This window comes from Desulfovibrio sp. SGI.169 (assembly GCF_050313595.1).
Lineage (GTDB): Bacteria > Desulfobacterota > Desulfovibrionia > Desulfovibrionales > Desulfovibrionaceae > Desulfovibrio.
Genome location: NZ_JBNPLS010000003.1, coordinates 20,836 through 46,500 on the forward strand (window position 1 = coordinate 20,836; position 25,665 = coordinate 46,500).

Consider the following 25,665-nt stretch of genomic DNA (forward strand, 5'->3'; position numbering starts at 1 on the left):
TGATTTCCCGGTCATGGCCAACAATATGCCGGGTGAGCCATTTTCCAAGGATGGCGAATGGACTGGGCGGAATAATCTTCGCGCGCCAGATAGGCTTCCAGACGCGGAATGACGTCTTCGCGCATGGCGGCGTGGACAGCCTTGTGGGCCTCGTAATCCCTGAAGCCGATGGAGCGCATGTAGGCTTCTTCATCCTGAAAGTGTTTCAGGGTGTAGTTGCGCACATATTTGACGGCCTCGGCGGCCGTCCATCTGACGTTGCGATCCCCCATGCGCACGAGCCTGTGCAGCTTATTGATTATGCGAAATAACTCCTGATGGGCCTCGTCAATACTTTCAACCCCGATACAGAATCGATCCTGCCATTGCAGCATGGGAATCTCCTGCGAGAGCTCGCTTCATGATTCAGCTCAGGAGGCTGTATCATGAAAATTATTCACCCCCAAAAAGTGTTTTTTGGCTCACTCCCTCTGTTAAAAATACATGATTGCATGCCTGCCGCGCACAAGAAATCATCCCCATGAAAAACAGGCGGCGCGCGCATTTTCATGCCGATAATCCATGGCGTCGGAATGTCGGCGCATATCAATCGGCTTTTTTCAACAAAGCCAGGGCTGATTCTCTCTACGGCTCTTGTGCGTCGCCGTTACGTCTGTGTTGCAAAAAATCCTGATACGTCTTCCGCAGGCCGTCTTCCAGGCTGATGCGCGGCCGCCAGCCCATGGCAAAAATTCTGCCCGAATCCATCAGCTTTCTGGGCGTGCCGTCCGGCTTTGCCGGGTCCGTGCGGATTTCCCCCCCAAAGCCCGTGATGCGGGCCACAAGCCGCGCCACTTCCATAATGCTCAGTTCTTCCTGACTGCCCACATTGACGTGCTCAAAATCAGAATACTTCTCCAGCAGAAAAACGCAGGCGTCAGCCATGTCGTCCACATGCAGAAATTCGCGCAGGGGCGCGCCGCTGCCCCAGATGGTCACCGTTGCCGCCCCGCCCTCCACAGCCTCGTGAAAACGGCGGATCAGCGCCGGGATGACATGGCTGTTTTCCGGATGATAATTGTCGCCCGGCCCATAGAGGTTGGTGGGCATGGCGCTGATGGCGTCAAAGCCGTATTGCCGTCTGTAGGCCTGGCACATTCTGATGCCGGAAATCTTGGCCAGGGCGTACGCCTCGTTGGTGGGCTCCAGAGGGCCGGTAAGCAGGCATTCCTCTTTAATGGGCTGCGGGCAAAGCCTGGGATAGATGCAGGACGAACCGAGAAACAGCAGCTTTTTGCAGCCGTTGCGGCAGGCGCTGTCAATGACGTTGTTCTGGATTTGCAGGTTTTGATAGATAAATTCAGCAGGATAAGTCGCATTGGCATGAATGCCGCCCACCCTGGCCGCCGCCAGAACCACATATGCCGGTCTGTGCCGCGCAAAAAAACGGCGCGTCGCGTCCTGATCGCACAAGTCCAGCTCGGCGTGCGGGCGCACGAGCAGATTAGCGTAGCCGGCGCGCTTCAGCGCGCGACAAATGGCTCCGCCCACAAGGCCGCGATGACCGGCCACATAGATAAGCTCATCCCTGCGCATGATCTACTCGTTATGGCTGAATGTTCTGAAGCCGGCCACCTTGCACACGGCGTCGCGCATGCCCAGTTGAAGGTCTTCGCGCGTCATTTCGGCCACCATGTCCTCAAAGCTCGTTTTTGGCTCCCAGCCCAGCTTTTTCTTGGCCTTAGCCGGGTCGCCCAGCAGGGTTTCCACCTCTGTGGGGCGGAAGTAGCGCGGGTCCACCCGCACAATGACATCCCCGGCCTTGACATGACACGCCATGGACTGCCGGCCGCCGGCCCGCGCCAAACGCTCGGCGTCCACGGCCGCGACGGTTCCGGTTTCATCCAGCCCGCTGCCCTGCCACGCAAGCGTCAAGCCAAGCTCGGCCGCCGCCGCATTGACGAAATCCCGCACCGAAAACTGTCGCCCGGTGGCGATGACAAAGTCATCCGGCCGCTCCTGCTGCAACATGAGCCATTGCATTTCCACATAGTCGCGGGCATGGCCCCAGTCGCGCCGGGCGTCCAGATTGCCGAGAAAAAGGCAGTCTTGCAGGCCAAGCGCCATGCGCGACAGCGCGCGGGTGATCTTGCGGGTCACAAAGGTTTCGCCGCGAATGGGAGACTCGTGGTTGAACAAAATGCCGTTGCAGGCGTACATGCCGTACGCCTCGCGATAGTTTACCGTGATCCAGTATGCGTAGAGCTTGGCGCAGGCATAGGGGGAACGGGGATAAAACGGCGTTTTTTCGGTCTGCGGCATTTCCCGCACCAGGCCGAACAGCTCGGATGTGGAGGCCTGGTAAAAACGCGTATGGTCGGTCAGCGATGCGATGCGGATGGCCTCCAGCAGGCGCAGCGCGCCCAGAGCGTCCACATCCGCCGTGTATTCAGGCGATTCAAACGACACCTGCACATGGCTCTGGGCCGCCAGATTGTAAACCTCGTCCGGCTTCACTTCCTGCATGACGCGCACAAGATTGCTGGAATCGCTGAGGTCGCCGTAATGCAGGATGAAACGCCGCTCGCTGGCATGCGGGTCCTGATACAGATGATCTATGCGGTCGGTATTGAAGAGAGACGCCCGGCGTTTGACGCCATGAACCTCATAGCCCTTCCGCAGCAGAAATTCCGCCAGATACGCCCCATCCTGTCCGGTAATGCCGGTAATAAGAGCCTTTTTCATGCTTGCTTCCGCTTGTTGTATGAATGCCCGGCAATGCCTGCGCAAGCGCCTCAGCCGTGTGGAAACCGAAATGGCCGCGAGCCGGGACGCTTCATTGTTATCTGCAAACAGCGCGCATGTCCATGAACGCGGGCCGGCGAAAATCATTCCGCAAAAAGAGGCGGCAGGGGAAGTCGCGCGCCCTTGGCATGAATGGAGGAGAAGAAATCTCAACCCTCGCCCAGCGCGGCGCTTATGCCTTGCGCAACGCATGGCGGGCGCTCCCGCCGCCGACCCTGGCGGATCATCACGGCAAATAACCGGCTGGCAAAATTCAGATCAGACGCGCCCGCCCCCGCAAGGCGGCGCTTGCTAAACCCGGGGGGAGTCATATATATAACCAACGTGGCGTGCATGAACGCCCCGCTTGGCGACTTCACGCCTTGACGGACATCAACAGATTTTTCTGGAGGACATATGTCACCGACTCCCCACAGTGTCGCCCAAAGCGGCGTGAGCAGCGTCGTTTCCGTTTACATGCGCCAGGTCTACCAGTGGATGACGGCGGGCTTGGCGCTGACCACGGCAGTGGCCTACGGCGTGGCCGGTTCGCCGGCCATCCGCGACGCCATTCTGGGCAACAGCATGGTTATGATTCTGCTGATCGTGGCCCAGTTCGGCCTGGTCATCGCCCTTTCGGCGGCCATCCATAAAATGTCGGCGGGCGCGGCCACCGCGCTTTTTCTGCTGTACTCGGCCCTGACCGGCGCCATGCTTTCGTCCATTTTTGTGGTCTATCCCATCGCGTCCATCGCCAACGCCTTTCTGGTGACCACGGGCACCTTTCTGGCCATGTCGGTCTATGGCGCAACGACCAAACGCGACCTCACAGGCATGGGCAACTTCTTGTTCATGGGCCTGATCGGCATCGTCATCGCCATGGTGGTGAACATCTTCCTCAAAAGCACCATGATGGACTTCATCATCAGTTGCCTGGGCGTGCTCATCTTCACCGGCCTGACCGCCTATGACACCCAGAAGCTGCGCCGCTTTGGCGAGGGCGCGCCTCTGGAGGACGGCACGGCGGTGCGTCGCGGCGCCATCATGGGCGCGCTGACCCTGTATCTGGACTTCATCAACCTCTTTCTGATGCTGCTGCGGCTTTTCGGCGGCAACCGCGACTGAGCCGCGGCCAGTAGTTCCCGACTTTCCTCTCGCGCGAACAATGCCGGCGTTCCGGGGGTAAAAGGTGATGCCTTTTGCCCCCTTTTGCTGAAGCGAAAGCAACGTGAAAAAACATCATAAACACAGCGCCTCTTTCACTTCGCCAGCCCTGCCCGGTCAGGACGAACTGCTGGAAATTTTCATCCGCGAGTCCCGCCCCCTGCGTCTGGACGGCCTGCTGCGCGTTACGGGTCTGCCCCGCCGGGCCAAAAAAGAGCTGGAAGAAAGCCTGAACGCGCTGGCCGCCCAGGGTCGTCTGACGCGCCTGCGCGGCGGCCTCTGGGTTCGGCCTGACCGCCTTAAAAGCCTGGTGGGGCGCTATCAGGCCCTGCGCAACGGCGGCGGCTTTGTGACGCCGCTGGCGGTCGGCGACGAAGGGGGAACGCCCGGCGCGCGCGTGAGCGGCGGCAGGGATATTTTCATCCATCCCCTCCAAAGCAATGAGGCCTGGCACCAGGATTTGGTGCGGGTGGTTCTGGCGCCGTCCGCCGCGCGCGCCGGGCGTGGACGCGGCGGGCCAGCCCCTGAAGGCCGCATTGTGGAAATTCTGGAGCGCCCGCAGAAGGAGATTCCCGCACATCTGCACAGCCGCGCGGGGCGTACCCTTTTTTGCCGCCCGGCGGACAGCCGCCTGACTGTGAATTTCAGCGTGGCTCTGCCCGCTGACAGCGCCATGCCGGAAAAAGGCGCTCTGCTGCTGGTGGCCCCGGAGGAGCGTCTGGCCTCGGATCTCTGGCGCGCGCGCCTGCTGGGCGCGTACGGTCGTGAAGACGACGCGGATGTGCAGGAAAATCTGGTCAAGCTCAACCACGAGACGCCGCGCGACTTTCCGGCCGCCGTTCTGGCCGAAGCCGCCGCGCTGCCCGTCGCCCCCGTTCAGGCGGATATGGACGGACGCGAAGACCTGCGCGCCCTGCCCCTGGTGACCATTGACGGCGCCGACGCCCGCGACTTTGACGACGCCGTGCAGGTGGAGCGCAAGGGCGCGGGCTGGCTGCTGCGGGTGGCCATTGCCGACGTGAGCCATTATGTGCGGCCCGCCCCCGGCAAAGGGCGCGCCAGTCTGGATGCCGAAGCCCTGGAACGCGGCAATTCCTGGTATTTCCCCCGTTCGGTGGAGCCCATGCTGCCCCCGGCCCTGTCCAACGGCCTGTGCAGCCTCAAGCCGGACGAAGACCGGCTGGCCGTGCTGGCGGAAATTCCTTTTTCAGCCGCGGGCCAGCCGGGCAAGGCGCGCTTTGCCCTGTGCGTCATGCGTTCCGCCGCCCGCCTGACCTATGACCAGGTCAGGGCCTGCCTGCTGGATCATGACGCCGACGCCCTGGCCCGCCTGCGCGAAACGCCGCGCGGCGTGGAAGTGCTGGCCATGCTGGAGGAAGCCTTCAGGCTCTATGCCGTGTTGCGCGCGGCCCGGCAAAAACGCGGCAGTCTGGATTTCGACCTGCCCGAAGCGGACTACAGCTTTGACGCGACGGGCCGGGTGCGCGCAATCGGCTTTCGGCAGCGCCACCACGCCCACCGCCTGATCGAGGAATTCATGATCGCGGCCAACGAGGCTGTGGCCCGCCACCTGCGCGACGCGGGTCTGCCCTTTCTTTACCGTGTGCACCCCCAGCCGGACCTGGAACGCCTGGAAGAGCTTTTTGACGCCCTCGCCGCCACGGCCCTGGAATGCCTGCCCGCCAGCGTCCACAGCGGCGGCAGGGCCGACGCGGCGGCCCTGCGGGACATTCTGGCCGCGGCGCGGGGTACGGAACGGGAATTTCTGGTCAACCGCCTCTGCCTGCGGGCCATGCCCCAGGCCCGCTATCAGCCGGAAAACGAAGGCCATTTCGGCCTGGCCTCCCAGGCGTACTGCCATTTTACCTCGCCCATCCGCCGTTATGCCGACCTTTTGGTTCACCGCGCCCTGAAGGCGTCACTGGGGCGCGCGGCGGGGCCGCTGCCCGCCGGGCAGAAACTTTTGCGCATGGGCGACAGGCTCAATCGCCGGGAACGCGCATCCATGGAATGCGAACGCGAAATGGCCCGGCGTCTGGGCTGTCTGGCTCTGCGGGAGCGTGAAGGCGAACGCTTTGCCGGCGTCATTGCCGGCGTGACGAATTTTGGCCTCTTTGTGGAACTGAGCGCCATGCCCGTGGAAGGCATGATCCGTGTGGAAGACCTGGGCAACGACTGGTACGAGCTGGACAGCCGCGGCCAAAGCCTGATGGGCCGGCGTTCCGGACTGTGCTGGCGCCTGGGGCAGCGTCTGGAAGTGCGCCTGGCCGAAGTGCACATGGGCCGGCTGGAGATCCGCCTCATGCCTCTGGAAGCCCCCCGCGCGGGGCTGGCCGCGCGCGGCGCGCGACGCCGGCGCGACCTGAGGAAGCAAGGCGGCTTGCGCCCCGCGCGAGGGCAAAAGAACGAGACGCATGACCGCGGCAAGGGCCGAAAACGGCAGCATGGGCCGCAAAACGGCAAAAGCGGCGGCACGCGTTCAAAACGGGGGCGCTGATGGGTCTGCTCTCCTCCCGCCAGCGCATGGGCGCGGCGGCTCTGATTCTGGCGGCCAGCACCGTTCTTTCCCGGCTCATGGGCCTGATCCGCGACAAGGTCATCTCCTGGCAGTTCGGCGCGGGCGGCGAGGCGGATATGTATTTCGCGGCCTTTGTGGTGCCGGACATCATCAATTACCTGCTGGCCGGCGGCTTCATGTCCATCACCATCATTCCCCTGCTGTCCCGCCGTTTTCAGGAGGACGAGGCCGACGCCTGGCGCTTTTTTTCCTGCGTCTTCTGCTGGACCCTCGCCGCTTCGCTGCTGCTCACAGGCGCGGGCATGCTGGCCGCCGAACCCCTGGCCAGGCTGGTGGCCCCCGGCTTTTCGCCAGAGCAATGGCAGCGCCTGGCCTTTTTCATGCGCGTTATCCTGCCCGCCCAGATCTTTTTTCTTTGCGGGGCCTGCCTCACGGCCCTGCTCTATCTGCGGCGTCAGTTCAGCGTTCCGGCGCTGGCGCCGCTGGTCTACAACGGCTGCATCATCGCGGGCGGCCTGCTGCTGCCCCTGCTGGCGACGGGCGCGCCGGCCGGCCACGGCATGACCGGCTATTGCGCGGGCGTCACCATCGGCGCGGCTCTGGGCGCTTTTGCCCTGCCGCTGCGGGTGGCCGCCGGGGGCGGTCTGCGCCTGCGCCTGGTCTGGCGGCATCGGCTCATGGGCCGCTTTCTGCTCACGGCGCTGCCCCTGATGCTGGGGCAGACCGTCATCATGCTGGATGAACAGTTTCTGCGGGTTTTCGGCAGTCTCGCCGGCGAGGGCGCGGTCAGCCTGCTCAACTACGCGCGGCGCATCGCCCAGGTGCCGGTGGGGCTCATGGGCCAGGCCGCGGCCGTGGCCTCCTATCCCTTTCTGGTGGCTCTGCTGACCCAGGGCGACACGAAACGCTTCGACCAGACCCTGCGCACGGCCCTGCGCGCCGGTCTGGGCCTGATCATTCCCTGCGCGCTCTGGATGATGGCCGCCGCCTGGCCCATTCTGACCGTGATATTCCAGGGCGGCCGCTTCGGCCCGGCGGAAACGCTTGCCGCCGTGCCGCTGACGCAAATCATGCTGGCCTCGTCGCCGCTCTGGATCGTTTACATGGTTCTGGTGCGGGCCTACTACGCCCACAGCGACACCCTGACCCCGGCGCTCACAGGCACCATTATGACTCTGGTTTGTCTGCCCCTCTACTCCTGCTGGGCCGTGCCCCTGGGGGCCTGGGCCATTGCCGCCCTGTCAGGCGTGAGCGTGAGCCTCTATGTGCTCTGGCTGGCGGGAATATGGGCGCGTCGCCACGGCGGGGGGGCTTTTGCCGGGCTATGCGGCCTGGGGCTGCGCGCCCTGGCCTGCTCCCTGCCCGGCGCGGGCGCGGCCTGGCTGCTCGCCCGCCGCTGTCTTGAACATCTGCCGCTGCCGCCCATCGCGGCGGCCTGCGCGGCCCTGACCGTCAGCGGGCTGGCCTTTGCCCTGCTTTTTCTGCCTCTGGCCTGGCTGTTCGCGCCGTCCCTGCTGGAGCCAGTACTGCGCCGGCTGCGGCGCTGAGGATCAGAAAAAGCGGCCCCGGCCCAGCTTGTGCGCAAGCTGCAGCAGATCGTGCCCCATGAAAAACCAGACAGCCAGCGCTATGGCGGCCAGCAAACAGTACTCGCCCACGCTGCCGGTGGCGCAAAGCCTGAGCGAGAAACGCCCCTTGCGCGAAAAGGGCTGCCATGGCACCCCATGCGGGGTAAGCATGTCCAAAATCACATGGCTCAGGCCGCCGAACCCCAGGCCGGTAAGCGCGGCCCGTTCCTGCGGCGGCAAAGGCAGCGCCAGAGCGGCCAGAAAGAGCGCCAGCCACCAGCCGAACCAGTGCGTCGCGCCCCGGTGAATGCGGTTGAATATCTTCTGACGGCCGCGCGGCGTGGGGGCCAGGCCGGCCAGACGCTGGTCAAGCATGTCGGGCAGCACCGCGCCCGCACAGGCCGCCGCGACGCCCGCCGGAGGCAGATGCAGGGCCAGGGCCGAGGCCACGGCCGCCGCCTGATGCGTAATCCATTTCATCCGTCGCCCCCGGCGTTCCGAAACATCCGCCACCCCGCCTACGGCGCGCCGGCGGCCGCGACCGCCAGATCGCGCGTATGCCGCAAAAGCTCCAGACCGCCGGGCCGCCCGTGGCCGGGAACCACGATACGGGCTTCGGGAAAGGCGGCCAGGGCCAGAGCCATGGCCGCGGGCCAGGCCCGCACGTCGGCGTCTTCGATATTGCCCAGATTCGCGGCCTGAGCGTCCTTGACCATGCAACTGGGGAAAAGCAGCCTTTCGGCGGGAATCCAGATAAAGATTCCGTCCGTGGAATGGCCGCCGCCCAGATAGACGCAGCGCGCCTCCAGATCATGAAGCCTGAGCGTCAGCGTGTCGGCAAAACCGTGTTCAGGTTGCGGCAGACCCTTTTGAGCGGCGATGGCGATGGTTCCTTCATAGGCGTATGACGGAACGCCCCGGCGCAGCACCGCCGCCAGGCCGCCCATGCTGTCCTTGTGCCAGTGATTGGGCACACAGGCCGTGACCCTGGCGTGCAGCGTCTTTTCAATCCAGTCCAGCAGAATGTCCGTCTGCTCCACGGTCCAGGGCGTATCCAGCAGAAGGGCTTCCCCCTTGTGCGCCAGAATCAGCCCGTTGGCGGACACCAGGCCGAAAGGCGGCACTTCATGGCGGGAAACGTGCATGTAGACCCGCCCGGAAAGCCTGATCACTTCCATATCGCCCGCCAGCCGGACAGCCTCGCCCGTCCCCAGCGCTTCGGCCCGCAGGGGCGACCAGCAGCAGACCAGCAGAGCCAGCGCGCGGCAAAACCCTTTCACCCTCACAGACAGCATCATTTTCTCCGCAGAGCATTTGCCGCCGCCAAGGCGGAAAAGCGGCCCGGCGCGGAAGCGCAGCCGACCGCGCGACCTGGCCGGGCGGCGAGCTCTGCCGCTAGCCGCAACGGGAAAAACCGCACGCCGGGCAAATCAGGCAGCCTTCCTGAAAAACCAGAGGTTCGCCGCATTCCGGGCAGCGCTGCGCTTCCAGATCATTGACATCGCCAATGTGTTCATTTTTGAGATAGCGCTTTTCCAGCACCCAGGCGATGGCGTCTGGAATGGAGAGCAGCAGCCCCTTGCCCCGAAATACCGGGTGCTCGCCGCCAATGCCCTTGATCTGGGCCACCACGTCGCGCACATGCACGCCCGAACGCAGGGCCAGGGACACCAGACGCCCGATGGCCTCGGCCTTGGCCGTGATGGAACGCCCCGACTTGCCGATGGTGGCGAACACCTCAAAGGGTTCGCCGTCCACCTCATTGACGGTCAGGTACATGGCGCCCAGGCCGGTCTGCACCTTTTGGGTGAAACCCTGCACCATATCGGGGCGTTTGCGCACCGACGACGCGGCCTTGGCCATGGGCGCGGGCCCCTGCGGGGCGGACTCGCCATCCATTTTTTTCTGCCCCTCGCCGGTGGCCAGCACCTGAATGCTCTTGCAGCCGTCGCGGTAGACCGTGACGCCCTTGCAGCCCTCCTTGTAGGCCAGCCAGTAGATGTCAAAGATATCCTGCTCCGTGGCGGAATTGGGCAGGTTCACGGTTTTGGACACGGCATTGTCCGTATGCCGCTGAAAGGCCGCCTGCATGCGCAGATGCCAGACCGGCTCGATATCCATGGCGGTCACAAAAACCTTGCGCAGTCTGGCGGGCAGAAAATCCATATCCCTGATGGAGCCTCTGGCCGCCACGCTGTCCATAAGTTCAGGGGTGGCCAGGCCAGCGGCGGCAAGCGCGGCCTCAAAATGGGGGTTGACCTCCACCAGGCGTTCGCCGTCCAGAATATTGCGGGTGAAGCAGAGCGCAAAAAGCGGCTCCACCCCCGAAGAGCAGCCCGCAATGATGGACAGCGTGCCCGTGGGCGCGATGGTGGTCACTGTGGCGTTGCGGTAGGGGCCCTTTTTCTTTTTGGCATACACGGAAGCGGCATAGGCCGGAAAAGGCCCGCGCTCTCTGGCCAGTTCAGCCGAGGCCTTGTGGCCTTCCTCCTGCACAAAGCCCATGATCCGCTCGGCCAGGTCAATGCCCGCCTGGGAATTGTAGGGCACGCCCAGTTCAAAAAGCAGGTCGGCAAAGCCCATGACGCCCAGACCGATCTTGCGGTTTTTGCGCACTGTCTCGGCAATGCGCGGCAGGGGGAAAAGCGAGGCGTCAATGACGTTATCCAGAAAGCGCACGGAAAGATGCACCACGCGCCGCAGTTCGTTCCAGTCAATACCCGCGCGGGCCGGGTCGGCATCATCGTTGTGGCCGGGCAGATAGAAGCAGGACAGGTTGATGGAGCCCAGATTGCAGGCTTCAAAGGGCAGCAGGGGCTGTTCGCCGCAAGGATTGGTGGATTCGATCTCGCCCTGGTCCGGGGTGGGATTGTCGCGGTTGATGCGATCCAGAAAGACGATGCCCGGATCACCCGACTGCCAGGCCTTTCTGACCAGCAAATCAAAAACGTCGCGGGCGCGCAGGCGGTCCGCCACCTCGCCGGTATTGGGCGCGCGCAGGTCATACTGCTCGTCCTTTTCCACGGCCTGCATAAAAGCTTCCGTCAGGCCCACGGAAAGGTTGAAGTTATTGAATTCTCCCTCTTTTTCCTTGGCCCGGATGAAATCCAGCACGTCTGGATGATCCACGCGCAGAATGCCCATATTGGCCCCGCGCCGCGTGCCGCCCTGCTTGATCTGCTCTGTGGCGGTATTGAAAATGCGCAGAAAGGAAACCGGGCCGGAGGCCACGCCGCCGGTGGAGCCCACCCGGCTTTCCTTGGGACGCAGGCGCGAAAAGGAAAAACCCGTGCCGCCGCCGGATTTGTGAATCATGGCCGCAAACTTCACGGCGTCAAAAATTTCCTCAATGGAGTCGCCCACCGGCAGGACAAAACAGGCGGAGAGCTGGCCCAGGTCCGTCCCCGCGTTCATCAGCGTGGGCGAATTGGGCAAAAATTTCCATGAGGTCATCAGATCATAGAAGTCGCGGGCCAGAGCTTCCGGCTCACACGATGAGCCCTCGTACTTGCCTTCTTCGGCGGCAATGGCGGAAGCCACACGCCAGAAAAGGTCTCGCGGGCTTTCAGTGAACTGGCCGTCCAGGGATTTACGCAGATAGCGCTTCTGCAACACCACATCCGTATTGGGCTTCAACTGCGGCTGCGGCAAATTCTTGGGCATTGCGATCATCAGAACATAAACCTTGGGATGAGGGTTAGAACGCGGCACGCCCGCCCGGCGTCGACCGGCGGGCTGCCCAAGCCCGTATATACGCCCGACGGGGGCGAAAAAAAAGCCCCGAAAGTCCGCATTCCTCGGATAATACGCTGAATTTACATGATAAAAATTAACAAAAAGTTCATGCAAAAAGCGACCGGGCCGCACGGCTCAAGGCTTTGCGCCCGCCCGAGCGCCCGGCCTGCGGATGATGCGCGCCCGGCTTTTGGCGTCGCGCGGCGCGTCCGGCGGGAGGCGCACAGGCAGATGATCGCCAGAGGCCAGGGCCTCGGCGTCTTCCAGCAGCGCCAGACCTTCGGCGGTGCAGGCGTAGCGCGCCCGACCGTAGAGGCCAGACGCCGCGAAAGCCGCGGAAAGCACACGGGCGGACAATGTTTTTTCCCCACCGGGGGCGACGGCGGGGGGGGCTTGCCGTTCCGCCGCCGCGCCAAGCAGCAGGGGCGCAAGGGAAAGCCCGCTCTTGACCAGCCCCGCCTCGTTGGAAAGGCGCGCCAGCCAGTCCGGCGCATCCCGGCTGTCAAAGGTGAAGTGGCACCAGGTTCGCCCGCCCTGCCCGGCCAGCAGCGGGCATGCCCCGCTGTGGGGACAGGGGGCCAAAGCCGCAAGGCCGCCTGCCAGCGCCAGCTCGCGCAGGCGCATGACGACAGTGCCGCCCAGGCGCGTGCCCGGCTCCACAAAAAGCAGGCCGGGCAAGGCCCGTCCGTCTGCCGCCGCATGGGCCGGCTCCGCGTCGTTCTGGCGGAAAAGCAGCGGCGCAAGGGCATCCAGCAGACGGTCCAGGCGCTCGGTCAGCGGCCCCCGCCATGCGGCTTCCGCGCCTTCTTCGTCGCCGGCGCATTCCTCCCGGGGGCGTCGCCCGCCCGCGCTTTTGCGCTCCGGGCGCAGTTCGTTGAGCACATTGGCCGCCGTGATCAGCCAGGGACGGCGTCGCGCCCCCTCCTTGCCGACCAGAAGCGGGGCCGCCTGTCGGGGCAGACTTTCCAGCGGCCCGCGGGCCGTGCGCACGGGCCAGGTCTTCCAGCCCAGCCGCGCGCCCCAGGCGGCGAACAGGGCCTTGCCCAGTTCCAGCGGTTGGGCCGCGCTGTCCAGCGCCAGCACGCGCACCGGGGCTTCCCGCCATTGGGGCCGGGCCAGCCAGAGCGCCAGAGGCAGACTCAGCGGCCCGGAGCCCGCGTCCAGCAGCAGGGCTTCACCCCCCGCCGGGGCCAGCTCGCGGGGGTCGGGCAGCGGCAGGGCCGCCAGCAGACGGGTCAGGCGCACCAGGTTCCAGGGCAGAAAATAGTACAGATAGGCGCTGACAAAAGAGGGGGAACTCCAGTAGGGCCGCCGCAGATCACGGCGTTCGGCGGTCAGCAGACGCGACAGGGCGGCCACATCACCGGGCAGGGAACGGCGGTGCGCGGCGTTCAGAGGCCAGACCGCGCGCAGCGCGTCGGGCAGACGCTCCAGAGCCAGACGCGCCTCCGCATGCAGGGGGGGGAACAGACCCTCGCCTCGCGGCCAGGGCGAGACCAGGGGAAGACGCCCCGCCGTTTGGCGCGCGGGGCGCGAAGCGCGAAGCGCGGCGGGCGACGGTTTTTTGCCGCCGGCGCGGCATTCGGGAAATGGCGGCGAAGCGGTACGACGCGGCATTCAGACTCCAAAGCGCATACGGCGCAGATAGGCGTGATGAAAATCGGGGTCTTCCACCAGGGGAAGCACACGGGCGGCGGCGCAAAGACGCGCCAGGGCCGCGCCTTTTTTCTGATGCAGGGCCAGCAGGGCCGCGCCGTCCAGAGAGGCATTGCCCACGGCACGGATGCGGGAACCAAGCCCGGCGGGCACAAAGGCCAGACGCTCCAGAATATCCGGCCGGATATGCCCGCCCAGCGTCCCGGCCAGGCAAAGCGCGGCCACATGGCGCGGCGACACTCCGGCCGAGGCCAGCAGCATGTCCAGGGCCAGGGCGAAGGCGGCCTTGACCTTGAGCAGTTCCTCCACATCGGCGGCGGCCAGCCAGAGCCCGCGCGGCAGGGAAAGGAGGGTTCGCCCCCGCTCCTTGCGCAGCCCTGCCGCCAGCTTGCGGGCCAGCGGCACAAGCGAGGGCGAAGAGGCGTCGGCAAACAGGCCGGAGGCGTCCAGCAGCCCCCATTGCAGCAAAAGGTCAAGCAGGGCAAGGTAACCGGTGGCGCTTATGCCGCGCGCGGGCCCGCTTGAGCCGTCCGGCGAGCGGGCGGCCAGGCCCGCCGGGCTGAGGCTGAAGTCTGTGACCACGTCCGGCCCGGCCAGTTGCCCGCATTCCGGGCCAATGCCCTCCAGGGCCGGGCCCAGAGGCACGCTGGCCAGCAGCAGTTCCCCTTGCTTCGTGACCAGAGCCAGTTCGCCGTTGGTGCCCAGATCAGCCAGCACAAAGGGCCGGGGCGTGCGGGCCGCCAGCAGAACCGCCAGGCCCGCGCTCACGTCGCCGCCCACAAAGGGCGCGGGCAAGGGCGGAATGTAGACCGGGGGCAAGTCCGGCAGGAGGATGGTTTCATGCCCGGCGTGGGCGACCCGGTAGGGCGCGGCGCAAAGGCCTTCCACATCCCGGTTCAGAAAAATGTCGGTCATGGCCGTATTGGCCGCCAGACAGACGCGCGTCACCACGCCGCCGGAAGCGCGCAGGCCGTCCACAATGCGGCGCACGGCCTCACGAACCAGCCCCGCCAGACGGGCGCGGCCTTGCGGCGCGCGGGCCACGGCCAGACGGGACATGACATCCGCCCCGGCCCCGGCCTGCGGATTGAGAAAATGCCCTTCGGCCGCCGTCGCGCCGGAACCGGCGGCCACATCCAGCGCGCGCCAGTACACGGAGGTGGTGCCCAGGTCCACCGCCAGCGCCAGTTCCCGCCCGGCCAGGCGGCCAGGGGCGAGTCGCGGCGCGGCGGCCTTTGGCCTGAAATCCTCTCGCGGCAATTCCAGTTCCAGAGGGGTGGCGCAGGCTTCGGGCATCTGGCGGCGGCAGGCCAGCCGCCAGCCCGCCTCCAGCTCTCGCGACGAAAAAACCATTTCTTCGGCGGGCAGGGGCGGCGGCGCGGCGCGCGTAAAACGCAGGCGGCAACGACCGCAACGCCCCAAACCGCCGCACAGCGGCAGCGGCCGCAAACGCCCCGACAGCCAGAGGCCGCGCGAAAGGCTTTCACCGGCTGGAACGTCCAGTTCCACGGGCGTGGGGCAAGGCGGCGCGGGAGGCGCATCCGGGGTCGCGCCATCGCCGTCGGCGGGCGCGGGCAAGGGCGAAAGACGCACTTTCATGTCGCCTACCCTGCCCCAAGGTCGCCGCGATGGCAAGCCGCCCTGCCGCACACGCGCGCGGCTATGCCCGAGCGGATGTAAGCCGGGGCGCGGCGGACGGCCTGTCAGACTTCCGACAAGGGCGCGGGCGCGACCCGCCCCATCCGCCGCGACGACGCTCTTGTCAATCTGGCCTTTTTTTTGCATTCTGATTCCTGAACAGGCACATCAGCAGGAGTTTCAGGCGGTATGAACAAAGTTCTGGCGCAAGACGAGGTGGATGCCCTGCTGCGCGGGCTTTCCGGCGGCGAGATTGAAAGCGAACCGGAGGTGCCGGAAGACGAGTCCGGCATTGTGGCCTTTGACCTCGCCAATCAGGACCGCATCATCCGCGGCCGCATGCCGGTGCTGGAAATCGTCAACGACCGTTTCGCCAGGCTCTGCACCAACGCCCTGTCCAACGCCGTGCGCAAGCGCGTGGAGCTGAACCCCATTTCCATCGACATGACAAAGTTCGGGGAGTTCATGCGCTCCCTGCCCGTGCCCACCTCCATCAATATTTTCAAGATGGACCCCCTGCGCGGCAACGCCATCATGGTGGTGGACTCGCGCCTGGTCTTCGCCCTGGTGGAAAATGTCTTCGGCGGCGCGGGCAGTCAGCCCAAGATCGAAGGCCGCGAGTTCACGCGCATCGAACAGGCCGTGGTGGACAAGATTGTCAAAATAGCTCTGGACAATATGGAGGAATCCTGGCGGCCCGTGCACGACGTCAAGCTGGAGCTGGTGCGCAGCGAAATCAACCCGCAGTTCGCGGCCATCGTGCCGCCCAGCGACGTGGTGGTGGTCATCACCTTTGAGGTGGAGCTGGACACGGCCCTGGGCTCCATGATCATCTGCCTGCCCTACGCCACCATTGAGCCCATCCGCTCCAAACTGCACGCCAGCTTCCAGACCGAACGCCTGGAAGTGGACCATGCCTGGGTGGCGCGCCTCAAGGAACGGCTTATGGAAACGCCGGTGGAACTCAAGGTGCATTTCGGCAGCACCAGCATCACCGGCAATCAGCTTCTGCGCATGCAGGTGGGCGACGTGCTGGTGCTGGACACGGATGTGGAAGACCTGCTCACCTGCACCGTGGCCGGGGTCAGCAAATATCAGGGCATCGCGGGCACGGTCAAAGCCATGAAGGCCTTTCAGATCATCAAGGAAAACGAGCCGCAGTACACATAGGGCAAGGCCCCGCCCCGCTGCCGGCAGCTCTCGCCGCCGGCGGCCGCTTTCAGGGTAAGATGCCCTATTTCAACTGACCGGATCGCATCATCAGCTTGATGCGGTTGATCTGATTCACTTCGCTGACGCCGGGGTCATAGTCCAGCGCGATGATGTTGGCCTGCGGGTAACGCCGCTTCAATTCCTTGAGCAGCCCCTTGCCGGTGATGTGGTTGGGCAGGCAGCCGAACGGCTGCATGCAGAGGATGTTGTTGACCCCGTCTTCCAGCATTCTGACCATCTCCGCGGCCAGCAGCCAGCCTTCGCCGGTCTGGTGCCCCAGAGAAATCAGGTTCTTCGTTTTCTTGCGCAATTCGTGAAAGCGCACGGGCACGTTGAAGCGCCTGCTGCGCCCGAAACAGAAGCGCATGCCCAGGCGCGTCAATTCCAGAAAGGCGATGCCGGCCATAGCCGCGCGAGAATCCTTCTTTCTGCCCGCGAGATGTTCGTAATTGAAAATGTGGTCATAAAAATTGTAGAGCAGAAAATCCATCAGCCCCGTAACCACGGCCTCGCCGCCCTCCTCCTCCACAATTCTGGCGGCATTGTTGTTGGCGTCGGGATGGTACTTGAGCAGCACCTCGCCCACCAGGCCCACGCGCGGCTTGCGCTCTTCGCTGAGCAGGGGCAGGCGGTCAAACTCCCTGATCATGGACATCATGTTCCATTCAAAACGCGGAATATTGCCGGAGGCAATGTTTTTTTTCGCTTTTTCCGCCCAGCGCGCGGCCAGGGCCTCGGTGCTTCCCGCCTCTTTTTCATAGGGCCGCACCCGGTGAATCATGCGCAACAGCGCGTCGCCGTAGTGCCCGGCCATAATCATCCGGCGCAGCATCCTGCCCGTCAGGCTGATGCCCGGCGCATCCTCCTGAATGCTGGTGGAAAAAGAAACAATGGGCACCCGCTCCAGACCCGCGTCCAGCAGGGCCTTGCGCAGAAAGCCGATATAATTGGTGGCCCGGCAGCCCCCGCCCGTCTGGGAAATGACCAGGGCGACCCTTTCGGGGTCGTACGCGCCGCTCTTGAGCGCCTCCAGCAGTTGCCCCACCACCACAATGGCCGGAAAGCAGGCGTCGTTGTTCACATGGCGCAGCCCCAGCTCAATGGCCGCGCGCTTCACGCTGGGCAGCAGCACGGCCCGGTAGCCTTCGGCGGCGAAGACCTCTTCCGTGAACTGAAAATGCAGCGGCGACATCTGCGGCACCAGCAGGGTATGGGTTTCGCGCATGGCCCTGGTAAAGACCGGGGGCGGCCCGTCCGGCGCGACGGCGCGGCAGACGCGCCGCTCACGGCGCTCGCGCATGGCCGCCTGCAAGGAACGGATGCGTATGCGGGCCGGGCCGAGATTGGCGCCCTCGTCAATCTTGATCTGGGCGTACAGACGCCCCCGCAGGGTGACGATTTCTTCCAGCTGATCCGAAGTGATGGCGTCCAGCCCGCAGCCGAAGGAAACCAGTTGCAGCACAGCCAGGTTGTCCACCGTGGCCGCATAGGCTCCGGCCCGGTACAGACGCGAATGGTAGGCCCACTGATCCACCACCCGCAGCGGGCCGGGGTCAGGCATGAGATGCGCCACTGAGTCTTCGGTCAGAACGGCCATGCCGCAGGATGTCACCAGGTCTGACACGCCGTGGTGCACCTCCGGGTCAGTATGGTAAGGGTGCCCGGAAAGCACAATGCCCATTCCGCCGTCGGCGGCCAGGGCTGCCAGCGCGGCTTCGCCCGCGTTGCGCATGTCCTGATGGAAGGCGTCCATCTCTGCGAAGCCGGCGCGCACCGCTTCTTCCAGTTCGGCACGGGGAATTCGCGAAAAAAAGGGAACGCCGCGCAGCCGCCTGGCGAGCATGGCTCTGTCCAGGGGCAGAAATTCATGAATAAAGGTTATGCCCTGCTCTTCAATGGCGCTGATATTGCGCGCCAAAAGCTCGGGATAGCCGATGACCACCGGGCAGTTGAACGTGCCGGCGGTGGAGCCGGCGCTCCGCTGCTCATTGGGCAGACAGGGGAAAAAGATGGTTTTGACGCCCCGCACCGCCAGATCAAGCACATGCCCGTGCGCAAGCTTGGCCGGATAGCAGACCGTCTGCGAGGGGATGGTGTCGTAGCCGCTGTAATACAGCTCTTTGGACGAGGGCGAGGACAGCACCACGCGAAAGCCCAGACGGGTGAACAGGGTGAACCAGAGCGGATAATTTTCAAAGACGTTCAGCGCGCGGGGAATGCCCAGAACGCCGCGCCGGGCCGCGGCCTCCTCCAGAGGCGTATAGGCTTCAAACAGGCGCTTGTACTTGTAGGCATAGAGATTGATGCAGCGTCGCGGCTCGGCTTCGGTGCCGCGTTCGCAACGATTGCCGGAAATGAAGCGCCGCTTGTCCGCAAAGGTGGTGATGGTCAGCAGGCAGGCGTTGGCGCAGCGGCGGCAACGGGTGGCGGCCGTATGCGCTGAAAATGTCCGCAGCTCCTCCGGGCCGAGCAGTGCGGTCTTTCCGTTCAGCGGGCCGCGCTTGCGGGCGATGAGGGCCGCGCCAAAAGCGCCCATCAGGCCGGAAATGCCGGGCCGCATGACCGGGCGGCCCAGCTCCAGTTCCAGAGCGCGCAGCAAGGCGTCATTGGCGAACGCGCCGCCCTGGGCCACCATGTATTCGCCCAGCTCCGCCAGATTGGAAATTTTCATCACCTTGAAGCAGGCGTTGCGCACCACGGAGTAGGAAAGACCGGCGGCGATGTCGCCCACGTCCGCCCCTTCCTTCTGCGCCTGCTTGACCTTGGAATTCATGAACACGGTGCAGCGGGTGCCGAGATCCACGGGCGACGCGGCGCGCAACGCCTGCTCCACAAAATCCGCCAGCGGCATATTCAGCGATTCCGCGAAATTTTCGATAAAGGAGCCGCACCCGGCGGAGCACGCCTCGTTGAGATTGATTCTGTCAATGACGCCGTTGCGGATGCGCATGCACTTGATGTCCTGCCCGCCAATGTCCAGAATGAACGAGACGCGCGGCTCAAAAAATCTGGCCGCCGTGAAGTGCGCCACGGTTTCCACCTCGTCCACGTCCAGGCGCAGCGCCGCCGTGAGCAGCGCGCTGCCGTAGCCGGTGGCCGCGGCCGCCCTGATGGTCAGGTCGGGGCGCTTTCGGGCGTAAATTTCTTCAAGAACGCCGAGGGCCGCCCTGAGGGGATCGCCCTTGTTGGAATCGTAAAAGGAATAAAGCAGGTTGCCGTCGGCATCCAGCAGGGCGGCCTTGATGGTGGTGGAGCCGCAGTCAAAGCCCAGCCAGGCGTCGCCGGAAGCCGTGGCCAGGTCCCGCCGGGCGGCGCGGCAGCCGGAGTGGCGGGCCGCAAAGGCTTCGCGCTCTTCACGCGAGGCGAACAGGGGCGGCAGCCTGCCGTAGGCCTGCCCCGCGCCGCGCCCTTCCAGCACACTCAGGCAATGGACGAAGGACAGGCGTTGCGGGCGCATGTTCATGGCATGATACGCCGCGCCCAGCGCCACAAAGAAATGCCCGTCCTCGGGAAAGACCGCTTCGCGCATTTCCTTGAGCATGGCTGTGAAACGCTCGCGCAAGGAGGGCAGAAAAGACAGCGGCCCGCCGAGAAAAACAATCTTGCCCCTGATGGCCCTGCCGCGCGCCAGACCGCCAATGGTCTGATTGACCACGGCCTGCATGATGGAGGCGGCAATGTCTTCACGCGCGCAACCCTCGTTGAGCAGGGGAAGAATGTCGGTTTTGGCGAAAACCCCGCAACGCGACGCAATGGGATAAATGGTGGCGTGGCCCTGGGCCAGCCGGTCCAGGCCGGCGGCGTCTGTGCCGATAAAGGCCGCCATCTGGTCAATGAAGGCCCCGGTGCCCCCGGCGCAGGTTTCATTCATGCGCTGGTCAAGGCCGCCGCTCAGAAAGGTCAGCTTGGCGTCCTCGCCGCCCAGCTCGATGACCACATCGGCGTCGGGGATTCTCTTTCTGATGGCCAGGTTGGAGGCCAGCACCTCCTGGATGAAAGGCAGGCCCAGTTCGCCTGCCAGGGAAATGCCCCCGGAACCCGTGACGCTCATGCGGCAGGCCGCATCGCCGGCGAAGTCGGCGATTTCGCGCAACAGGCGCGCCGCGCTCTGCCGGACTTCGGAATAGTGCCGCGCATACCTGCCGAACAGCATCTTGCCCGTGGCGTCCAGCACAGCCGCTTTCACTGTGGTGGAGCCGATATCAAGGCCGATATAATATGCGGGAGACTGCATGAAAGCTCTTAACCTGTCATTGAAATGCCGCCGAAAGCATCACGGCGGCGATCAGAGACCCTCAAGAAAAAGCATGAAAACGCAGACCGGCGGGGCAAAGCGCCGTGGCCTGGCCGTGAAGCCGCAGAGGCAGGCATGCGGCGGTTCTCAGGGATTACAGAAAAGCCTCGGAACATTGGACAGATTCTTCGCATGATCCGCGCGGCGTCTGCCCGGCTCCGCTACCGTCCCCGAATCCAGTAGGTTTCAAAGCCGTCCTCCAGCCAGCCGTCTTCCACATCACTGAAGCCCGCCTGTCTGAAAAGCTGACGGTATTCGTCGCGCGTGCGCCGCCAGCCCCAGAACTGCTGCCGCCGGATGCCCAGATAATGCAGAACCCCGCGAATGACGATCTTGATGGCGTTGACAAAGCCGCCGATAAAAGAATCCTCTTCCAGCAGCGAGGCGGACAGGCAGACCAGCGCGCCGCCGGGCGCGAGCTGGGCGCGCAGTTCCCCCAGCATATGGATGAGTTCGCGGTTGGGAATGCCGTAATCCACGGCGGAAAGATAAATCATGTCGTACTGCACGTCCGACGGCAGGCAGGCGGGCGGCAGACCGATATATATGCGGTCGGCGGGGATGTGCCGCCTGAGCCACTTCATGCCCACAGTGCTGGGCTCGTTGACGTGCAGTTCCAGACCGGGCACTTCCTCCAGAAGCAGCTTTTCCATATAGCCCACGCCGCTGCCGATGGAGAGCACGCGCGCCGGGCCCTCGCGGGCAGGCTCCTGATCCGGGCGGGCGCGCAGTTGCCCGGCCAGCCAGCGGGCATCCTTGCGCTTGTTGAGACGCCAGGTCGGGGGCAGGTCGTCCCAGTCTTTGTAGCGGCGGAACAGTTCCTCGTAAAAGGTGGCGTAAAACTTGGGCTCCGCCAGATGAAAAAAAGAAATGTGCGAGAACGCCGTAAACGGTATTCCCTGCCAGCTTTCCTGATAAAAACGCCGCACTCTTGCGCCTCCCGAATCAGAGGGACAAACCCGCGGAATACACGCGCCCGCTTGTCCCGCAGTGATCAGTATAGCCCAAGCTTTGTTCGGACGCAATGTCCCGGCGGGGCGGGCTTCAGGCCGGCGCTCCATGCAAACGGCTCCGGCGGCCACAGAAGCGACCGCCAGAGCCGTTGCTTGCTTGAAAGCCGAACGCCTACGCCCTGTCTTCCAGAGCCGCCACCGAAGGCAGCGTCTTGCCTTCCAGCAGTTCCAGGGAAGCGCCGCCGCCCGTGGAAATATAGCCCATCCTGTCGGCCAGGCCATAGCCTTCCACAGCGGCCACGGAGTCACCTCCGCCCACAACCACAAAAGCCCGCGAGGCGGCCAGAGCCTCGGCCAGGGCTCTGGTGCCCGCGCCGAAAGGCTCGGTTTCAAACGCTCCCACAGGCCCGTTCCAGACCACGGTGGCCGCGCCTTCCAGCAGCTTTTCATACAGGGCCACGGTTTTGGGGCCGATATCCAGAATCATTTCGTCCGCCGGCACGTCATCCGCCGCATGCACTGTGGCCTTCTGCCCCGGGGCCAGCTCTCTGGCCGTAACCACATCCACGGGCAAGGGCAGTTGTTTGCCCCGCGCCCTGGCTGTTTCCATGATTTTTCTGGCTTCCGGAATCAGATCCGGCTCACAGAGGGAAGCGCCCACATTGTAACCGGCGGCGGCCAGAAAGGTATTGGCAATGCCGCCGCCCACTATGAGGCTGTCCACCCTGGCCAGCAGATTGTCCAGCAAACCCAGCTTGGTGGAAACCTTGGAGCCGCCGATGACCGCGGCCAGCGGCCGGGCCGGATTGTCCAGCACTTTGGCGAAGGCCGCCAGCTCCGTCACCATCAAGGGACCGGCGCAGGCCGTTTTGGCCAGACGCACCGCGCCTTCGGTGGAGGCATGGGCCCGGTGCGCCGCGCCGAACGCGTCCATCACATAGATGTCGCCCAGGCCCGCCAGGCGGGCGGCCAGAGCCGGATCATTCTTTTTCTCGCCGCTGAGAAAACGCACATTTTCCAGCAGCACGCATTGCCCCGGCCGCACCTGCCCGGCGTCTTCCGGCGCGTTGACCAGCGGCACTTCCCGGCCCAGCAGCTCGCCCAGGCGCGCGGCCACGGGTCGCAGCGAAAAGCGCTCTTCATACTGGCCTTCCGTGGGCCGGCCCAGATGCGAAAGCAGCACCACGCCCGCGCCCTTGTCCAGAGCCATCCTGATGGTGGGCAGCGCCGCGCGGATGCGCTTGTCATTGGTGATGCGCCCTTCTTTCATGGGCACGTTGAGGTCTTCCCGGATGACCACGGTCTTGCCGTTGCAATCCAGGTCCACAAGTTTTCTGACAGACATATGCGCCTCCCTGTGGTTGGCGTTGTCGGGCCGTTCCCGCCGCCAGGCTCCCCCCGGAGCGGAGAACAGCCGCGGATTATTTCAGCAGCGCCCTGGCCTTTTCCAGCACATGGGCCACTGTAAAGCCGAAGCGCTCAAACATGACCGAACCGGGCGCGGACGCACCGAAGCTGTTCATGCCCAGTACATCGCCGTCCAGCCCCACATACTTGTACCAGTAGTCCGGCGAGGCGGCTTCCACGGCCAGGCGGCAGCGCACGGCCGCGGGCAGGACGCTTTCTTTCCAGGCCGCGTCCTGGGCGTCGAAAATTTCGGCGCAGGGCATGGAAACCACCCGCGCCCGACGGCCTTCGGCATTGAGCTGTTCCGCCGCTTCCACAGCCAGGGCCACTTCCGAACCTGTGGCCAGCAGAATGATTTCCGGCGCGCCCTGGCAGTCGCGCAGCACATAGCCGCCCTTGGCCACAGCCGCCACCTGGGCCGCGTCGCGCTTAAAGAAAGCCAGTTTCTGGCGCGACAGCGAAAGACAGGTGGGTGTTTCACGGCTCTCCAGGGCGGACTGCCAGGCCACGGCGGTTTCCAGCGTGTCGCAGGGCCGCCAGAGATGCAGATTGGGCGTCAGCCGCAGGGTGGAGACCTGCTCCACAGGCTGATGGGTGGGGCCGTCCTCGCCCACGCCGATGGAATCGTGGGTAAAGGCCCAGACCACCCTGAGGCCCATGATGGCCGCCAGACGCACGGCGTTTTTGGCCTGATCCGAAAAGGCCATGAAGGTGCCCGCATAGGGGATGAAGCCGCCGTGCAGGGCCAGACCGTTCATGATTGTGCTCATGCCGAATTCGCGCACGCCGTAGGAAATGTAGTTGCCGGTGTACGCGCCGGGCTTGAGATGCTCGGAGCGGGAAGTCAGCGTGCCCACAGAGCTGGAAAGGTCGGCCGCGCCGCCGACCAGTTCGGGCAATGCGCCCGCCAGATGCTCCAGCGCCTTCTGCGAGGCCACGCGTGTGGCCAGGTTTTCGGCCTTGGCCGCGGCCTCGTCCAGCATGGCCCTGGCCGCGTTTGCCCAGCCGTCGGGCAGCTCGCCGCCCATGCGCCGCAGAAATTCCGCGGCCAGTTCGGGATTGGCCTGTCTGTAGGCCGCGAAGGTTTCATTCCAGGCCGCCTCGGCGGCCTGCCCGGCGGCGCGCGCGTCCCAGGCCGCATAAATTTCCTGCGGAATGACAAAGGGCGGTTCGTGCCAGTCCAGGGCCCGGCGCGTGGCGTCCGAGGCGCTCTCGCCCAGGGGCGCGCCGTGGCTGGCGGCGGAATCGGCCTTGGGCGAGCCGAAGCCGATATGGGTATGGCAGATGATCAGGCTGGGGCGGGAAAGATCCGCTCGGGCCTCGGCCAGGGCCTTGTCCAGAGCCTCGCTGTCGTGCCCGTCAATGGGGCCGATGACCTGCCAGCGGTAGGCGCGGAAGCGCGCGCCCACATCTTCGCTGAACCAGGCGTCTATCTTGCCGTCAATGGAAATGCCGTTGGAATCGTACAGCACAATGAGCTTGCCCAGGCCCCAGGTTCCGGCCAGGGAGCACGCCTCGTGCGAGACGCCCTCCATCAGGCAGCCGTCGCCGCAGAAGGCATAGGTGCGGTGATCCACCACGGTATGCTCAGGCGTGTTGAACCGGGCGGCCAGCATGCGCTCGGCCAGGGCCATGCCCACGGCCGAGGAAATGCCCTGGCCCAGCGGGCCGGTGGTCATTTCCACGCCGGGGGGCAGCCCGCGTTCGGGGTGGCCCGGCGTCTGCGAACCCCACTGGCGGAAATTTTTGATTTCCTCAATGGGAAAATCATAGCCCGTGAGATGGAGCACCGCGTACTGGAGCATGGAGGCGTGCCCGTTGGAAAGCACGAAGCGGTCGCGGTTCGGCCAGCCCGGATTGGCGGGATTATGCCTGAAGCCGTGCCGCCAGAGAGCCTCGGCCATGTCGGCCATGCCGAGAGGCGCGCCCGGATGGCCGGAGCGTGATTTTTCAATGGCGTCGATGGTGAGGGCGCGGATGGCGTTGGCGCACTGTCTGCGGGTGGGCATGGCTCTTTTTCCTTTCTTGGCGTTACGGGTTGAGATGCGGCGCGGCGGAGCGCCAGGCGCGGGCGGCGCGCAGGCCGGGACGTTCGGCGAACCCCCTGGCGGCGCTCATGAAGGCCGCCAGACGCGCGTCATAGGGCTTGTGACCGAAAAAGGCGGAACCGGACACCAGCACATCGGCCCCGGCTTGCAGCAGCGGGGCGGCGTTCTCCGGGCAAGCCCCGCCGTCCACCTGAATCAGCGTGTCGGCGGCCCCGGCTTCAGCCAGCAGGGCGCGCGCCGCGCGAATTTTTTCATAGGTTCGGGGAATGAACGCCTGGCCGGAAAAACCGGGATTGACGCTCATCAGCAGCAGAATATCCATATCCGGCGCGAGCCAGCGAAGCGGGGAAATATCCGTGCCGGGGTTCAGGGCCAGCCCGGCCTTGAGGCCCAGCCTGCGTATCTCGGTCAGGGTGCGCTGGGGATGGCGGTCGGCCTCCATGTGGATGACCAGCAGATCAGCCCCGGCCTCCTGAAAATCGCGCAGGTAACGGGCCGGTTCATGAATCATGAGGTGCACGTCAAAAAAAAGCCCGCTGTGGGGCCGCAGGGCCTTGATCAGCGGGGGGCCAAAGGTGATGTTGGGCACAAAGGCCCCGTCCATCACGTCCAGATGCAGCCAGGTCGCCCCGGCGGCCTCCAGGGCGGCCAGCTCTTCAGCCAGACGGGAAAAATCAGCGGAAAGCAGGGATGGAGAAAGGATCATGGG

General features: G+C 64.8%; 17 protein-coding genes. 4 read left to right on the top strand and 13 right to left on the bottom strand.

The genetic code is table 11. The features are described from left to right. Nucleotides 1–11: 11 nt before the first annotated feature. From ACQRA4_RS02505 to gmd, 3 genes are all read right to left on the bottom strand, one after another. Nucleotides 12–374: a hemerythrin domain-containing protein gene (locus ACQRA4_RS02505; protein WP_427821506.1), complete on the bottom strand. Its 363-nt coding sequence runs from the start codon at nucleotides 372–374 to the stop codon at nucleotides 12–14. Between the two features lie 250 nt (nucleotides 375–624). Beyond that, the gene (locus ACQRA4_RS02510; protein WP_427821507.1) at nucleotides 625–1,575 is read right to left on the bottom strand and encodes a GDP-L-fucose synthase family protein; all 951 of its coding nucleotides are present in this window, start codon (nucleotides 1,573–1,575) and stop codon (nucleotides 625–627) included. Nucleotides 1,576–1,578: 3 nt separating this feature from the next. Further along, complete coding sequence (gene gmd / locus ACQRA4_RS02515) at nucleotides 1,579–2,724, bottom strand: GDP-mannose 4,6-dehydratase (protein WP_427821508.1); 1,146 nt, start codon at nucleotides 2,722–2,724, stop codon at nucleotides 1,579–1,581. A gap of 456 nt (nucleotides 2,725–3,180) precedes the next feature. On the opposite strand from gmd, the gene ACQRA4_RS02520 reads away from it, so the two are divergent. From ACQRA4_RS02520 to murJ, 3 genes are all read left to right on the top strand, one after another. Beyond that, nucleotides 3,181–3,888, top strand: coding sequence for a Bax inhibitor-1/YccA family protein (locus ACQRA4_RS02520; RefSeq protein ID WP_427821509.1), 708 nt, complete (start codon nucleotides 3,181–3,183; stop codon nucleotides 3,886–3,888). Nucleotides 3,889–3,991: 103 nt separating this feature from the next. After that, nucleotides 3,992–6,424 (top strand): ribonuclease R family protein, encoded by a 2,433-nt coding sequence (locus ACQRA4_RS02525; protein WP_427821510.1) that lies wholly within the window; start codon nucleotides 3,992–3,994, stop codon nucleotides 6,422–6,424. Continuing rightward, nucleotides 6,424–7,992, top strand: coding sequence for a murein biosynthesis integral membrane protein MurJ (gene murJ / locus ACQRA4_RS02530; RefSeq protein ID WP_427821511.1), 1,569 nt, complete (start codon nucleotides 6,424–6,426; stop codon nucleotides 7,990–7,992). The genes ACQRA4_RS02525 and murJ overlap by 1 nt, the downstream gene beginning before the upstream one ends. A gap of 3 nt (nucleotides 7,993–7,995) precedes the next feature. On the opposite strand, the gene ACQRA4_RS02535 is transcribed toward murJ, so the two are convergent. From ACQRA4_RS02535 to ACQRA4_RS02555, 5 genes are all read right to left on the bottom strand, one after another. After that, the gene (locus tag ACQRA4_RS02535; RefSeq protein ID WP_427821512.1) at nucleotides 7,996–8,493 is read right to left on the bottom strand and encodes a metal-dependent hydrolase; all 498 of its coding nucleotides are present in this window, start codon (nucleotides 8,491–8,493) and stop codon (nucleotides 7,996–7,998) included. A 38-nt stretch (nucleotides 8,494–8,531) separates the two neighbouring features. Further along, nucleotides 8,532–9,311: a subclass B1 metallo-beta-lactamase gene (gene bla / locus ACQRA4_RS02540; protein ID WP_427821513.1), complete on the bottom strand. Its 780-nt coding sequence runs from the start codon at nucleotides 9,309–9,311 to the stop codon at nucleotides 8,532–8,534. A gap of 97 nt (nucleotides 9,312–9,408) precedes the next feature. Then, nucleotides 9,409–11,685: a vitamin B12-dependent ribonucleotide reductase gene (locus tag ACQRA4_RS02545; protein WP_427821514.1), complete on the bottom strand. Its 2,277-nt coding sequence runs from the start codon at nucleotides 11,683–11,685 to the stop codon at nucleotides 9,409–9,411. Nucleotides 11,686–11,883: 198 nt separating this feature from the next. Continuing rightward, nucleotides 11,884–13,365 carry a small ribosomal subunit Rsm22 family protein gene (locus ACQRA4_RS02550; protein ID WP_427821515.1) on the bottom strand — a complete coding sequence of 494 codons (1,482 nt, stop codon included), beginning with the start codon at nucleotides 13,363–13,365 and terminating at the stop codon, nucleotides 11,884–11,886. Beyond that, the gene (locus ACQRA4_RS02555) at nucleotides 13,366–15,003 is read right to left on the bottom strand and encodes an ASKHA domain-containing protein (RefSeq protein WP_427821516.1); all 1,638 of its coding nucleotides are present in this window, start codon (nucleotides 15,001–15,003) and stop codon (nucleotides 13,366–13,368) included. A 228-nt stretch (nucleotides 15,004–15,231) separates the two neighbouring features. Here ACQRA4_RS02555 and fliM point away from each other — a divergent pair, with 228 nt between their 5' ends. Then, entirely contained in the window at nucleotides 15,232–16,212 is a 981-nt protein-coding gene (gene fliM, locus ACQRA4_RS02560; protein WP_427821517.1) for a flagellar motor switch protein FliM, read from the top strand. 64 nt (nucleotides 16,213–16,276) lie between these two features. Here fliM and ACQRA4_RS02565 read toward each other — a convergent pair whose 3' ends face one another. From ACQRA4_RS02565 to rpe, 5 genes are all read right to left on the bottom strand, one after another. Further along, nucleotides 16,277–20,488 (bottom strand): acyl-CoA dehydratase activase-related protein, encoded by a 4,212-nt coding sequence (locus ACQRA4_RS02565; protein ID WP_427821518.1) that lies wholly within the window; start codon nucleotides 20,486–20,488, stop codon nucleotides 16,277–16,279. Between the two features lie 221 nt (nucleotides 20,489–20,709). Continuing rightward, on the bottom strand, nucleotides 20,710–21,477 hold the full coding sequence (locus tag ACQRA4_RS02570) for a class I SAM-dependent methyltransferase (protein ID WP_427821519.1): 768 nt from the start codon (nucleotides 21,475–21,477) through the stop codon (nucleotides 20,710–20,712). 196 nt (nucleotides 21,478–21,673) lie between these two features. After that, on the bottom strand, nucleotides 21,674–22,846 hold the full coding sequence (locus ACQRA4_RS02575) for a phosphoglycerate kinase (RefSeq protein WP_427821520.1): 1,173 nt from the start codon (nucleotides 22,844–22,846) through the stop codon (nucleotides 21,674–21,676). A gap of 76 nt (nucleotides 22,847–22,922) precedes the next feature. Continuing rightward, entirely contained in the window at nucleotides 22,923–24,917 is a 1,995-nt protein-coding gene (gene tkt, locus ACQRA4_RS02580; RefSeq protein WP_427821521.1) for a transketolase, read from the bottom strand. A 22-nt stretch (nucleotides 24,918–24,939) separates the two neighbouring features. After that, nucleotides 24,940–25,662: a ribulose-phosphate 3-epimerase gene (gene rpe / locus ACQRA4_RS02585; RefSeq protein ID WP_427821522.1), complete on the bottom strand. Its 723-nt coding sequence runs from the start codon at nucleotides 25,660–25,662 to the stop codon at nucleotides 24,940–24,942. Nucleotides 25,663–25,665 lie beyond the last annotated feature (3 nt).